The sequence below is a fragment of the Chloroflexota bacterium genome (assembly GCA_035652535.1).
Classification (GTDB): Bacteria; Chloroflexota; UBA6077; order UBA6077; family SHYK01; genus DASRDP01.
This window is the reverse complement of the sequence record DASRDP010000001.1, coordinates 1-12,507: the sequence shown is the minus strand read 5'-3', so window position 1 is coordinate 12,507 and position 12,507 is coordinate 1. Positions and strand designations below refer to the sequence as shown.

General features: G+C 65.9%; 12 protein-coding genes and 1 pseudogene. 7 read left to right on the top strand and 6 right to left on the bottom strand.

Going from position 1 to position 12,507, the window contains the following annotated elements:
- The first annotated feature begins 56 nt into the window (after window positions 1-56).
- Together VFC51_00065 and VFC51_00060 are read left to right on the top strand one after the other, a co-directional pair.
- Window positions 57-710, top strand: a complete 654-nt coding sequence (locus VFC51_00065; GenBank protein ID HZT05400.1) for a hypothetical protein — start codon at window positions 57-59, stop codon at window positions 708-710.
- A gap of 80 nt (window positions 711-790) precedes the next feature.
- The gene (locus tag VFC51_00060) at window positions 791-2,071 is read left to right on the top strand and encodes an NAD(P)/FAD-dependent oxidoreductase (GenBank protein ID HZT05399.1); all 1,281 of its coding nucleotides are present in this window, start codon (window positions 791-793) and stop codon (window positions 2,069-2,071) included.
- On the opposite strand, the gene VFC51_00055 is transcribed toward VFC51_00060, so the two are convergent.
- From VFC51_00055 to VFC51_00045, 3 genes are all read right to left on the bottom strand, one after another.
- On the bottom strand, window positions 2,063-2,893 hold the full coding sequence (locus tag VFC51_00055) for an SGNH/GDSL hydrolase family protein (protein HZT05398.1): 831 nt from the start codon (window positions 2,891-2,893) through the stop codon (window positions 2,063-2,065). The two genes, VFC51_00060 and VFC51_00055, sit on opposite strands and share 9 nt — an antisense overlap.
- Before the next feature lie 89 nt (window positions 2,894-2,982).
- Window positions 2,983-4,161, bottom strand: coding sequence for a glycosyltransferase family 87 protein (locus VFC51_00050; protein HZT05397.1), 1,179 nt, complete (start codon window positions 4,159-4,161; stop codon window positions 2,983-2,985).
- Between the two features lie 126 nt (window positions 4,162-4,287).
- A complete protein-coding gene (locus tag VFC51_00045; GenBank protein HZT05396.1) occupies window positions 4,288-5,217 on the bottom strand; it encodes a Dyp-type peroxidase in 930 nt (309 codons plus the stop codon).
- Window positions 5,218-5,830: 613 nt separating this feature from the next.
- Here VFC51_00045 and VFC51_00040 point away from each other — a divergent pair.
- The 4 genes from VFC51_00040 (at window position 5,831) to VFC51_00025 (ending at window position 8,951) form a co-directional block, all read left to right on the top strand.
- A complete protein-coding gene (locus VFC51_00040; GenBank protein HZT05395.1) occupies window positions 5,831-6,241 on the top strand; it encodes a VOC family protein in 411 nt (136 codons plus the stop codon).
- 193 nt (window positions 6,242-6,434) lie between these two features.
- Window positions 6,435-7,418, top strand: a complete 984-nt coding sequence (gene msrP / locus VFC51_00035; GenBank protein ID HZT05394.1) for a protein-methionine-sulfoxide reductase catalytic subunit MsrP — start codon at window positions 6,435-6,437, stop codon at window positions 7,416-7,418.
- Window positions 7,418-8,125 carry a protein-methionine-sulfoxide reductase heme-binding subunit MsrQ gene (locus VFC51_00030; GenBank protein ID HZT05393.1) on the top strand — a complete coding sequence of 236 codons (708 nt, stop codon included), beginning with the start codon at window positions 7,418-7,420 and terminating at the stop codon, window positions 8,123-8,125. The genes msrP and VFC51_00030 overlap by 1 nt, the downstream gene beginning before the upstream one ends.
- Window positions 8,126-8,615: 490 nt before the next feature.
- Window positions 8,616-8,951, top strand: coding sequence for a hypothetical protein (locus tag VFC51_00025; GenBank protein HZT05392.1), 336 nt, complete (start codon window positions 8,616-8,618; stop codon window positions 8,949-8,951).
- A 3-nt stretch (window positions 8,952-8,954) separates the two neighbouring features.
- Here the strand turns inward: VFC51_00025 and VFC51_00020 are convergent, their stop codons facing one another.
- Window positions 8,955-10,118, bottom strand: a complete 1,164-nt coding sequence (locus VFC51_00020; GenBank protein HZT05391.1) for an amidohydrolase family protein — start codon at window positions 10,116-10,118, stop codon at window positions 8,955-8,957.
- Between the two features lie 131 nt (window positions 10,119-10,249).
- Between VFC51_00020 and VFC51_00015 the strand changes: the two genes are divergently transcribed.
- Window positions 10,250-11,956, top strand: a complete 1,707-nt coding sequence (locus VFC51_00015) for an ABC transporter substrate-binding protein (GenBank protein HZT05390.1) — start codon at window positions 10,250-10,252, stop codon at window positions 11,954-11,956.
- 71 nt (window positions 11,957-12,027) lie between these two features.
- Here VFC51_00015 and VFC51_00010 read toward each other — a convergent pair.
- Window positions 12,028-12,096, bottom strand: a pseudogene (locus VFC51_00010) (Rieske 2Fe-2S domain-containing protein).
- A 108-nt stretch (window positions 12,097-12,204) separates the two neighbouring features.
- Window positions 12,205-12,507: hypothetical protein (locus tag VFC51_00005; protein HZT05389.1), on the bottom strand; the 303-nt coding region annotated here is incomplete at its 5' end.

Genomic DNA, 12,507 nt, shown 5'->3' with positions numbered 1-12,507 from the left:
ACCATTTCCCCGGGGTTCGTCTCCCGGAATCACGGGGATTATAAACAGGGGGTCCCGTGGCGCAGGGCGTTCTCGTCAACGTCGGCGATCCGTCACCCTGTCACCAGCTCCGGGATTGGCAGATTCGCTGGATTCGCGAAGAGCCACGCTACCGCGCCCTCGACGTGCCTCGCCACGTCGACCCCGAGTTTCGCTCGTTCACCTATGGCGACTACCCGTGGAAGCCAGCCAAGGCGAACCTCGCCAAGATGGAGGTCGGCGACTGGATCTTCTTCAACGAGACGCTCATCGTCGCGGGCGCCAAGCTTCGGTTCGTCATCGCGTGCTTCCAGATCGAGGAGCGCATCTCATACCAGGACCTCGCGGGCCGGGGGCTCCTCACCGATCCTCGGTACGCCGGTAACGCGCACGTTCGGCGCAACGCGTTGCTTCCCGACTCGGACACGCGGTTTACAATCTGGCGAGGAGGCCCCGGATCGCGCCTGCTCGCGGAGCCGATCTTGATGGACCGTGCCTTCGTGGAGGAGATCGGGCTCCCATCGCAGAATGGCGGACCGTGGGACTGGACGCAACGCGATCGAAACGGCCGCGCGTTTACCGAGCTGCAGCTCATCGGGTTCCATACGCGAGCGACTCGCCGTCTCGACCATGTCCAAACATCGTGGCTCTTGCGCCGCTTTGATGCGGTGCCTGCGCGCGCAGTTCGCTGAATGGTTTCAGGTCAGCGAGAGGCGCCCTCCGTCCGACCGCTCTGAGAGAGCACGCACTAGTCGATGAAACAGGAGCAGGCATGGCGCAACCTCGTGCCGTCGGCGTGATCGGCGCCGGGATCCTCGGACTCACCGCGGCCCTCCGTTTCGCGCAAGCCGGCATGCGCGTCACGGTCATCGAGCGCGAGGAGGAGGTCGGCGGACTCGTGGCGTCCTTCAAGATCGGCGGCGCTCACCTCGAACGTTACTACCATCACCTGTTCCGGTCGGATCGCGACGTGCGCGCGCTCATCGCCGAAGCAGGCCTGGAGCACGCCCTCGTCTGGCCGCGACCGGACGTCAGCTCCCTGTGCGGCGGGCGCTTCTATGGGTTCGATTCACCGACCGACGTGCTCGCCTTCTCGCCGCTACCCTTTGCCGATCGCGTTCGCCTCGGGGCGTGCGCCGCGTATCTGAAGCTCGAGCGCAACTACCATCGCCTCGAGGGCCAGACCGCGGCATCGTGGATCAAGCGGTGGATGGGCGAGGAGGCGTACCAGGTGTTCTGGGGCCCGCTGCTTCGCGCCAAGTTCGGGGACTTCGCGGAACAGATCGCCATGCCGTGGTTCTGGTCCCGTGTGCACCTTCGGAGCCAGCGGCTGGGCTACATTCGCGGCGGCTTCTATCGGCTGTACGCCCGCCTCGCCGAGCAGCTCGAGCAGAGCGGGGCCGAGATGCGGCTGAAGACCGAGGTGAAGTCCATCCGCTCCGACGACTCCGTGCACGTCGACACCTCGGATGGCGCATTCGACTTCGACCAGCTCCTCGTGACGACGCCGACGCGCGTGTTCATGCGTCTGGCCGTCAACCTACCGGACGAGTATCGAAGTCGATACGACACCGGCGAGTACTATGGCGCCCATTCGGTCATCCTCGGCTTGAATCGCCAGCTCATGGAGCGCACCTACTGGCTCAACATCCACGACCCCGGCTTCCCGTTCCTCACCGTCGTGGAGCACACGAATTTCATGCCCGCATCAGACTACGATGGACTACACGTCGTGTACCTGGGCAACTATCTCCCCATGAGCGACCCGTTGCTCCGAAAACCCCGGGAAGAGGTCCTGAAGGAGTTCACGTCGGCCCTGCGCCGGATCAATCCCGACTTCGACGAGGGCTGGGTCGTGGAGTCCCACGTGTTCGCCGCGCCTTTTGCCCAGCCGATCGTCACGGTCGATTACCACGAGCACATCCCGCCCCACGAAACGCCGCTCCGCGGCGTCTACCTCGCCAACATGTTTCAGGTCTATCCCGAGGACCGTGGGCAGAATTACAGCGTGCGAATGGCGAACCGCGTCGCGGCGCGGATGATCTCAGCGTAGGACCTGGGCGCGCAGTCGAGCAACGTCGGACGAGCCCGCGTCCATGAGGAGATCGGCGATCATCTTTTGGCCGGTCTCGTTGGGATGGAGGAGGTCGGCAGCGATCAGCCGCTTCGCGGCGGGGTCGTCACGGCCGCTCGGGCCGTTGAACGCCTCCCGCACCGAAGCCACATCAACACCGCGACCGGCGGACGTCGTCGCGATGTGCTGGTTCACCTCGTCCAGATATGGCACGAACACGTCCAGGTCCGACCCCGCGCCGGCTGAGGCGGCACTCGCATCGAGGCGCACATAGGGATCGTAGATGTCCATCGTGATCGCCACAGCGGCGTGCCCGCTGGTGAGCGCGACGATCTCGTCGAGACTTCGATCCCAGTTCTGCTCGAACCGATCGACCGTGGTTTGGAGACAGGCTTGATTGTCGTCCCCGCCACACCGCTCGGCCCGATATGCTGCTCGGGCGGCGAGGAGGTCATTGCCGCCGATATTCCATGAGATGACCTGCGCGTGGGCTACGGCGTCGCGCACCGCCTGGTTGGTGGTGAGCGCCGCCACGAGATCGCTGCTGGTGGCGCCGCCACGCGAGAAATCGATGAGCTGGACGGACACGCCGAGCTGATCCTCGAGCGACGCTCGATAAAGCTGCGGATAGCCGGCGCGCGCACCGACTCCGGCGGCGATCGAGTCCCCGAGCGCGGCGTAGGTGATGCCGTCCCCGGCGCCCTCGCTGCTTTGGGACAGGGCCGGCGGGCCCCAGCTCCCCATGAGCGCCGACACCAGGAAGGCCGAACCGAGGGTTGTGGCGATCAACCGGCTTCGCACATGTCCTCCACGGCGATGTGATGCGCCGGCCGGGCGCGACTGCGCGGCCAGCGTCGGCGGCTCGACGATACGCGGACGCCGAGAAGAGGTCAATTTTCCGCCAACGCGCCCGGGGGCAGGCGCTGGTGGGCAGCCCTCTCGACCTTACCTACAGGTCCCTCGAAAGCATCTGGCGGCCGCTGGAACGAGCCCAGCAACAGGTGTGCGAGGGCGACGTCGTACGCGAGAAAGCCGGCTTGGTCCGACCACCAGATGAGCGCTCCTGGGATGGCCAGGAGCGCCGCCGCGACGAGCGTGGCTTCAGACCACTTCGGCTGGATGAGGACGTCGGGAGCGAGAACCGTTGCATACCCGACCCACGACACGGGGCCCGCAAGAATCGCCGCGACGAGCCCCACCGTCGACGCGCGTTGCGAGTCGATGCGTCGATGACGTGCAAACGCCACCAGCGTCCCCACGACGCCAGCCGTCGCCACGGCGGCGAGACCGTCGGGCACGCCGGCGCGCGCGAGAATGCTCACGAGCGAGAGATTGTCCGAGAACGCGAGGAACCTCCATCGCGCGATGGCGTGCCACCACCCGACGTACCAGTCCACGTGGCCGAACACGACGGGCAGGAGCGACAGCGCCGCGGCACTGATCGCCCCCGCGACGGCCGGTCTTCGCTGCCGGGCCGCCAGGAGAAAAAGCGGCCACAGGACGAACTGGGGTTTGAGGGCGACGACGGCGCCGATCACGAGGCCCGCGACCGCAGGGTTGCGGCGCAGGAGCGCGGTCGCCACGAGCACTGCCACAGCGAGCCCGACGTAGATCTGGCCGAGATCGACCGTGGACCAGAAGGGCTCCCAGAGCAGGACCAGGAGCGCTCGACCCCAGGCATGGGGCCGGGCGCCAAGGGTGAGGCCGGCCACCATCCCGACGTAGCCGAGCGCGGACCCGACTTGCCAGGCGCGAAACGCGACGGCCGGGGGAACGCGCGCGAGCAGCTGAAAGGCGAGCACGCTGACCGGCGGATTGAGGTTCGTCGCGCGCTCGGTGCCACCTGGCGCGACGACCGCGCGGGCCAGCGCCGTGGTCTGATAAGGGTCACGGCCCGCGTTCGCGGCGTCCCCGGCTGCCCAGAAGGCCCCGAAGTCTCGGAGCGTGGTCGGATGGAGCCCCCCCTGGAAGCCGATCGACGCTGCGGTATGGAGCCAAAGCGCGAACGCCGCGCACGCGACGACCACGGCTCCGCGGACGGCCCGCTCCGCCGAGAGACCCGATGTCACCGCGGCGTCGCCCACCGATGACGTGTCAGAAATACCCGGAGGTCGCGCTCCGGGTGGCAAGCCTGCTGGAATGCGATGGGGGCGGTCCCGCTCGGCGGGACCGCCCCCATCGCGACTACCCCCGGCTCAAACGTTTGTGATCGCGTTGAGGGTTTCGAGGGAAGGCGCGAAGTAGAAAGAGCCCGACGCCGGGTTGCTGAAGTCGGTCAGGCGATCGCGCACCTGACCGTCCATCCCATACATCGCGCGCATTCGCTCCCGGAGCGGTGCCTGGCTCCGGCAGAAGCCGAGGAAATAGAGACCGACGACGCCATCTGGATTGGCATAGGGGGTCGATCGGCGTGAGATCTCGTCGCGCTTTGGCTTCGTGTCATCGCCGGTCTGGCCCTCTCGCAGTTCGACGTGCGACAGGTGGGATGTCGGCGGCTGTACCTTGAGTCGCTCGGAATCCGTCTTCCGGCGACCGAACACCTTCTCCTGTTCCTCGATGGGGAGCGCGTGGAATGCTTCGAGATCGTGGACCCACCGCTGAGCGATGATGTGCGTGCCGCCAGCGCCCGGCTGCCCGTTCGGCACGATGGCGACTTCGATGTCGCGGTCCGGCGTCGGGTTTCCGGTGCCGTCGATGAAGCCGGATAGGTCGAGCGAATTTCGATAGATGAACGTCATCGTCTCGCGCGCGACCTTCATGTGACCCTTCAGTGCGGTCCGGGCGTCGTACTGCGCCTTCCAGAGCTCGCCCTTGTCGTCGGAATGGAGCCACAGAAGCAGCTCTTCCTGCGTCCCCTTGGCTTCCCTCCCGCTCCCATCGATCGATCGGAAGGTCTCGTACGGCTGAAAGTCGTTGGGGATGTCGTTAGTCAGGTCTTTGAGAAGCGAGGGGCCGAATGCGATGACGGTCTTGATCCCGCTCTGGAGCATGCCGCAGTCCTCGCGGTACTTCTTGAGGACGCGCCTGATGTGGTTGACATCTGCCCCCTCTACGCGGCTGAGGTGGACGTACCACTGATTTCGCCCCATATTTCGATCGAGGACTGCGGCTTGTGGCGTTGCCATGGTTCGCTCTCCCTTTTCAGTTTTGGGGTTCCGCGTGCCCGGCGCCCGGGCGTGTCCGCGATGGAGCGCCCGCGCAGTTCCGGCAGAGGCCTCGGAAGGTCACCTCCTTCGAGCGGATCACGAATCCGAACTGCTGGTCCGGAGGCACCGCGATGTGGCCGAAATCGGCGTAGAAATCGCAGACCGCGCCGCACTCCACGCAGACGAGATGATGGTGCGCGTCCGTATTGGGATCGAAACGCCATGCGCCAGCTCCCAGGTTTAGCCTGGTCATTTCGCCCAATTGGACAAGCTCGGTTAGCGTTTCACACACCGTTTTCAGCGACACCGTCGGCATATCTTTGATGACAGCCGCATACACCGCCTCAGCGGTGGGATGGGCAGCGTTCTGCCCAGGAGTTCGAAGATCCGCTGACGTTGCGGCGTCACCCGGAGGCCGTGCTGACGGAAATGCTCGGTCAGCTCGCGCGGGCTTTTCATCGCGCACATTCTACAGGGTGCGAATTGTTTCGTCAGGCGCGAAGGTGCAGAATCATAACGCGTGCCAAACTCCTCGGGACCACGTCTGCGGACGATTGTGGATGATCTTGCCGTTCACGGAAGGAGAGGCCGAATGCCTTCTGCAATTCGCAGGCTCGCCGAAGTCGTGCTCCTGGTGAGGGACTTGGAGGCGTCAACGGCGTTCTATCGCGACGTTCTCGGGCTCGACGTCATCTCACCTTCGACTATCACCAACGCTCGCTTCCTCCGAGCCGGCGCGGCAGGACCGGGCCTTCCTTCACAGGTCGTCCTCGTGCAGCGGCCGGCGGACGCGCCTGCTCTTCCAGCGGATCGGCGACTGCGATCGGTGCACCACATCGGTCTCGAGATCGCTCCCGACGACGTCCCGCGCGAGCGCGCTCGCCTCGAGGGCCTTGGTCTCGAAGTGCGCACCGGTACCCACCCATTTCTCCCGGTCGACGCCATCTACGTCGACGATCCAGACGGCAACGAGGTCGAGCTAGCGGCATGGGCGCCAAGTTGACGAGTCCGTGCACCGCTGTGCAGATGCGGCAGTGGATGAGCCACCGCCCCACGACAAGGCGCGGCTCGATCATCCCGAGCCCGCGGCGGCCAGCTCGGGCCGTTGCGGCCGGCCGGCTCAGCATCCGCGGCTTCTCGGGCAGCGTAACCACAGTAGAGAGCGCCGGTAGACGGCCGTTCTAGCCGAGGGCACAATGCGAGACGTACCTCCCGACCCTCCCAGCAGCGAGATTACGCCCGAGAGGCTCTACCTGAACCGCAGAGCCTTCATCAAAAACGCGGGCTTGACCCTGGGCACCGCGGCGGCGGTGGGAGGTGGACTCCTGTGGCTCATCGGCAATGGCCCGCCGCCGGACCAGCCCCAGGAAGCGCCGGCTGACGCGCCGACGCCGCCAGTTGCCGAAAGCAGTCCCTTCGATACGGACGAGGCGGAGACGTCGTTCCGCGACGTCACGACCTACAACAACTTCTATGAGTTCGGCGTCGAGAAGGGCGATCCCGCGCGACACGCGAGCACCCTGCGCCCGCGCCCGTGGACCGTCTCCATCGAAGGGGAAGTGACGAAGCCGCAGACCATCGACATCGACTCGTTGCTCACCTGGTTTCCGATCCAGCAACGGATCTACCGCATGCGCTGCGTAGAAGCGTGGTCGATGGTGATTCCTTGGAACGGCTTTCCCCTCGGAGACCTCATCAAGCGCGTCGAGCCAACCGGGAACGCCAAGTACGTGGAGTTCGTCTCCCTGCTGGACCCGGAGCAGATGCCGGGCCAACGCTCGCCCATTTTGCACTGGCCGTACGTCGAGGGGCTTCGCCTGGATGAGGCGATGCACCCGCTCACCCTGCTCGCCACGGGCCTCTACAACCAGGAGCTGCCGAAGCAGAACGGCGCGCCGCTTCGGCTCGTCGTTCCGTGGAAGTACGGGTTCAAGGGCATCAAATCCATCGTTACGATCCGATTTACCCGCGAGCAGCCCAAGAACACCTGGGCGGTCGCCGCGCCTCGAGAATACGGCTTCTACGCGAACGTCAATCCCGAGGTCGACCACCCGAGATGGAGCCAGGCGACCGAGCGACGGATCGGCGAGTTCCAGCGGCGGAAGACGCTTCCCTTCAACGGATACGCGGACCAGGTCGCGAGCCTGTACTCGGGCATGGACCTACGAGCCAACTTCTGATGGCCTCCACCCAGCAATCCGTCTTCGATCTGATACCCGTCGCCGGCGTGTTCCGACGGACACGACGCCGCGAGCCAAATCCGTGGCTCAAGTCCGGGATCTTCCTGGGAAGCCTGGCGCCGCTGGCCGCCGTTCTCTGGCGGGCCATGGCCGGTCAGCTCGGCGCAAACCCCATCGCCGAAGTCGAGAACGAGCTGGGCCTCACCGCCCTCATCTTCCTGGTCGCGTCATTGGCCTGCACGCCGGCTAAGCGGCTGTTTGGCTGGACGTGGCAGATGCGCGTGCGCAGGGAGATCGGGCTCTTCGCGTTCTTTTACGCCTCGCTTCACTTCCTGACGTATCTCGTCCTGGATGAATTCTTCGACTGGCGCGCGATCGTCGAGGACGTCGTGCAGCGTCCGTTCATCACGGTGGGCTTTGGCGCCCTCGTGCTGATGGCTCCGCTGGCCATAACGTCGACCAACGCGTGGGTGCGGCGGCTGGGTTATCGCCGCTGGGCTCGGATCCACCAGCTCATTTATCTCGCGGGCGGGCTGGCCGTGCTGCACTTCATCTGGCGCGTGAAGCTCGACGTGAGCCAGCCCTTGGCCTACGCAGTCGTTGTCGGCGCCCTCCTCGCCGTGCGGGCCGTGTTCTGGGCGCGCAGGAGCCTCGCGCCGCGATCCACTGCCGCCAAGAACCAGCCCGCGCGAGCCCGCAGCGGCTAAGCCGTCGCCTCGGCCGACCGAAAGCGCGCCAGCGGGAGTGGCGAATTTAGCACACCCGTTCTAAAATGGACGCGTGGGATACGTTTCGGACCATCGAGATCGACCAACCGCTTCAACGGTGGCTGGATGGGTCGAAGAGTGGAACGCCTACGGGCTACGCGTCGGCCGACGCTGGGTTGCGTGGGCCATCGGCGCCGCCCCGCGACCATACGTCGGCGACTTCGCGGAGGTTGAAACGGACGGCGACGGCTACGCCGTTGCGGTGGAAGTCCGCGCGTGGCGCCCCGCTCCACTGTCGACGAACTAATTCACCCGCCCGGGCTGGCTCCGCACGCTTGGGGCGTGATCGCGCGCGACGTTCGGGATATGACTATCGGGCCATCGCTCGTCTCGCAGCCAGATCGGTATCATCCACGGAACTCAGCGGTCTCGAAGCCCGCGGCGGGACACGCGCCGCGGCGCAGCCGCGAACTGGAGATCGATTCTCACCATGGAAGACGCGACATTAATCGATCCGCTCCCCCATGGAAGCTGGCGCGCATCCAAGGCGCGCGTCGGCCAGGTGGAGCTGGAGAACCCGCAGCTCACCGTTCGCGTGGAAGGTGGCGAGGTTATCGCGGAGGTCTCAGGCGAGTGCCCGCCATGGGACCTGACCACGATTGAGCCGTACGTCTGCAGCGTTGAAGCGAATCGAATGACGTGGGACTTTCGCGGAGTACCCGAAGGCGCGCCCTCCCTGGGAGCGATGCGCCGCGGGCAGATCTGGCATCGGGTGGCCGTGCGATCCCAGGGGGAGGTCCGGGCGCGCAGGCTCAAGCGGACGTAGCCATCACGGCTCGCCGAAGAAGCGAACCGCGTTATCCCACAGGAGTTTGCGCATCTCGTGCGAGGTCAACGCCTGCCACTCGAGGACGCGATCCGCCGATTCTGGAAAGCGCGACTCCGGGTGGGGATAGTCGGACCCGAACATGAGGACATGGTCGCCCAGCATGTCGGTCACCATTCGGACCATCTCGGGCCCCTCGTGCAACACGATAGCCGCGAAGAACCGTCCTCCGGTCAAAAAGTCGCTGAGCTTGCCCTCGATTTCCTCGGCGACGTAGCCCATGTAGACGGCCTGGTCGTCCATTCGGCGTCCCCAAAAGGGTAGCCAGCCAAATCCAGACTCCAGGATCCCAAACCGGATCTCCGGGTAGCGTTCCATCAGGCCGGACCCGACGAATGCCGCGACCGCCCGCATCGCCGCCCAGGGGTGGGAGGCCAGGCGGCCGAGGAACGGGTTGCTCCACAGATCGCGATAGCCGGGGTAGCCGGTCGAGAAGCTGTGGTGAATGACGGCGAGGCCCTCGTCCTGCGCAGCGGCCCAGATGGGGCGCAGATCAGGATGATCGAGGGGGTAGTCGAGCGGAAGCTGCGGATGGATCGCGACGGCCCAGGTCTCGCGTCCCCACCGATGGATCTCCGCGACTGAGGCCTCCACGGCCCGGGGCGTCACCAGCAGACAGCTCTTCAACCGATGCGGGTCGCGACCGCAGAAGTCGTGCAGGTAGCGGTGCTCCGCTCGGATGAACTCCATGTCCAACTCAGGGTCGGGGTGGCTCGCACTCGAGTTATGCACGATGAAGTGGACGTCGACCCCCTCGTCGTCCATGTCGCGGAGACGAGCGTCCGGATCGTAGTCGCCGCCACCTTCGGTGGGATAGCGCGAGCCCATGAAGACCTGGCGCTCGCGCTGCGCGTCAGGCCGGGGCGCCGCCTCACCCAGCATGCGCGGCCGGTCGGCTCCCCACCCGCCGCCCCCGCGGTCGAAACGATACCAGTGGCGATAGGGAGGCTCGCGCTTCTCGCTGGCCATCCCGACGCGAATTTCCGTCCGGTGCTCCTCGAGGTCGGGAATCCGCTCGAACACGGAAGCGGGGAGATACGGGCGGATCGACTCCGCCGAGGGGCGACTATGCGTGTCTGTGTCGTAGATCCGGTAGCCGTTTCGCACGCGAGCCTCCACGCGCCGCGTTCGACCGATGCGACAACGCTGTTTCGCGGGAGCAGCCCCGACCGTGCGCACCGATCGCAGCGGAATGATACGATCTGCCTCGCCGCGGATGGCGGACGGGGGATGCGCAGATGCTCACGCGGGCAATGGCTTCGGCTTTTCTCCTCATCACAGCGGCGTGCGCGACCGCGCCGTCGACGCGAGAGCCAGCCGCGCCGGCCGGGGCGAGCGCGCCCTCTGAGCCCGGGCGAACCCTCGTGGCCGCGGTCCGCGTCGAGCCACTCACGCTCGCCGAGCGGTCGCTGCGGGAACAGGGCGTCGCCGTGTATCTCTCGAGTCGCATGTTCAACGCGGACCTGGCGATCCTCGACGATACGGGAACTCCCCGCCCGTACCTCGTCGAGGCCTTTCCCCAGCTCAACACGGACTCCTGGCAGGTCTTCCCCGATGGACGCATGCAGACGTCCTACCACCTCAAGCCGAACCTCACGTGGCACGACGGCGAGCCGCTTACCGCCGACGACTGGGTCTTCTCGTGGCGCGTCTACTCGACGCCCGAGCTGGGCGCCATCGGTCGTCCGATGAGCGTGATCGACGAGGTGAGCGCTCCCGATGCGCGGACGATCATGATCACATGGCGGCAGCCATACCCCGACGCCGAGAGCTTTACGACGCGCGACGCGTACTTTCCCGCGCTTCCGCGCCACATTCTCGAAAGCACCTACGCCGACGGCCAGTGGGACGCCTTCGTCAACCACCCCTTCTGGACCACCGAGTACATCGGGCTGGGACCATTTCGGCTCGACCGTTGGGAGCCCGGCGCCTTCTACGAGGCGGTACCCTTCGCCGGCCACGTGAACGGGCCGCCAAAGATTCAGCGGATCAAGGTGCTCTTCATCAGCAACTCCAACACGGCGCTGGCCAACATGCTCTCGGGCGTGGTCCAGCTCTCAGCCGACACCTCGATTCGGACCGCCGAAGTTTCGATTCTCAGGCGCGAATGGGGACCGGATGGCGGGACGGTGATCCTCCACCCGAATCAGTGGCGCGCCGCGTTCTTCCAGTTTCGGCCCGACGTGCTGACACAGCCGGCGCTCATGGATCTTCGGGTGAGGAAAGCGCTCGCCATGACGGTCAACAAAGACCCGATCAACGAGGCCGTCTACGAGGGCAATTCGCTGATATCCAACACGATGATCCCGCCCCTCACCGAGACCGGAAAGGCGATTGACCGCGCCATCACCAAGCACACGTACGATCCGCGGGCGGCCGAGCAGCTCCTGGAAGACGCGGGATTCCGCCGCGGAGCAGATGGCATCTATACGAGTCCATCCTTCGGCCGCTTCCACTCAGAGCTGGCCACCAACGCCGCCACCGACAACGAGGCAGAGCTGGCGATTCTCGACCACACCTGGACCCAATTCGGGCTGGAGATGCAGCAGAACGTGGTGGGCGGCGGACTCGAGCGCGACAACCAGCTCCGGGCAACGTTCCCCGGCATCTGGGTGAACAACACCTCCGTGGGCGAGCCGGCCTTGCTGAATCACATGACCGTCCGCATCCCGAAGGCGGAGAACCGGTGGCAGGGCGGAAACCGGGGCGGCTGGTCGAATCCCGACTTCGATCGGCTCGCCGACGCCTACGCCACCACCCTCGACCGTGCCGAGCGCCTCCAGCAGCTCGTCGATATGGCCAAGCTCCAAGCCGACCAGCTACCGGCCATCTCGCTCTTCTTTGTCACCCAGCCCTGGGCGTTCGTGTCCGGCCTTACCGGGCCCAAGCTCGTGGCGGGCGAGTCGAACATGAGCTGGAATATCGAGACCTGGGAGTTCCGGTAGTGGACCGCGCCGCTGCCGCTGCGAAGCCGCCGCTTGTGAACGATCCGGCTCTTCATGCTCGCGGCCGATGGCTCGCCGGGAATGTCGATCACTCGTCCATCGACGTCGAACGCCCAGCCGTGGTAGCAGCAGCGGATCCCCTGGCGTTCGGTAACGGTCCTTCGCCGCGTCCGTCTGTACCGAAGTCATGATCATCCTCCGACCGGCCGCATGGTTCCGCGAGCGTCCATGGCCGCCCCTGCCCGCGATCAGTGTCCGCCGCCTCCTCGGCTCGCCGCGGCCGGATGGTATTTTTTCGAGATATCCGTGGCCCAGGCTCCGCCGATTCTGCTCGTCCAAGCTCGCAGCTCCGCCCCATCGGGGAATGACTCGAAGAACGGGGCATCGCTATCGTGCTCGATGAGCGACTTGAGGACCCCCGCGATGCCGAGTGCCTCGGCCGCTGGAAGCACGCCAGGCAGGATGGCCGCCTTGTAGCCCATCTCCCCGTACATCTTCGGCGTGATCTGGGGCCGACGCGGGATTCCCATCATCGGTCGCGGGACCTCCTT

Excerpts from the sequence above, each read along its gene's own strand:
- VFC51_00060 (HZT05399.1), top strand. The coding sequence starts at position 791 with ATGGCGCAACCTCGTGCCGTCGGCGTGATCGGCGCCGGGATCCTCGGA.
- VFC51_00045 (HZT05396.1), bottom strand. The coding sequence starts at position 5,217 with ATGGCAACGCCACAAGCCGCAGTCCTCGATCGAAATATGGGGCGAAAT.
- VFC51_00040 (HZT05395.1), top strand. The coding sequence starts at position 5,831 with ATGCCTTCTGCAATTCGCAGGCTCGCCGAAGTCGTGCTCCTGGTGAGG.
- msrP (HZT05394.1), top strand. The coding sequence starts at position 6,435 with ATGCGAGACGTACCTCCCGACCCTCCCAGCAGCGAGATTACGCCCGAG.
- VFC51_00030 (HZT05393.1), top strand. The coding sequence starts at position 7,418 with ATGGCCTCCACCCAGCAATCCGTCTTCGATCTGATACCCGTCGCCGGC.
- VFC51_00025 (HZT05392.1), top strand. The coding sequence starts at position 8,616 with ATGGAAGACGCGACATTAATCGATCCGCTCCCCCATGGAAGCTGGCGC.
- VFC51_00015 (HZT05390.1), top strand. The coding sequence starts at position 10,250 with ATGCTCACGCGGGCAATGGCTTCGGCTTTTCTCCTCATCACAGCGGCG.